General features: G+C 72.3%; 1 protein-coding gene. It reads left to right on the top strand.

Features of this window, described 5'->3' with window-relative positions:
• Positions 1–509, top strand: a 509-nt coding sequence (locus IE318_RS44600) for a zinc-binding dehydrogenase (RefSeq protein ID WP_189908506.1), incomplete at both ends; no start/stop codon positions are given.

Below are 509 nucleotides of genomic sequence, written 5' to 3'. Positions count from 1 at the left end.
TGCCGTGTGCGGGCAGTGCCGGGCCTGTCTGCGCGGGCGGCCCTGGTACTGCTTCAACACGCACAATGCCAAGCAGAAGATGACCCTCACCGACGGCACGGAGCTCTCCCCTGCCCTCGGGATCGGCGCCTTCGCGGAGAAGACGCTGGTGGCGGCCGGCCAGTGCACCAAGGTGGACCCGGCCGTCTCACCGGCCGTGGCCGGGCTGCTGGGCTGCGGTGTGATGGCGGGCATCGGCGCGGCCATCAACACCGGGAACGTCGGCCGCGGCGACAGCGTGGCCGTCATCGGCTGCGGCGGCGTCGGTGACGCCGCGATCGCCGGGGCGTACCTGGCGGGCGCGGCGAGGATCATCGCCGTGGACATCGACGACCGCAAGCTCTCCACCGCCCGCACCATGGGCGCGACCCACACGGTCAACTCCAAGGAGACCGATCCGGTCGAGGCGATCCGGGAGCTGACCGGAGGCTTCGGCGCCGATGTCGTGATCGACGCCGTCGGCCGCCCGG

The organism is Streptomyces spiralis, assembly GCF_014654675.1.
Taxonomy (GTDB): Bacteria; Actinomycetota; Actinomycetes; order Streptomycetales; family Streptomycetaceae; genus Streptomyces; species Streptomyces spiralis.
The sequence above is the reverse complement of the archived record's forward strand: the minus strand, read 5'-3'. Positions and strand labels throughout refer to the sequence as shown.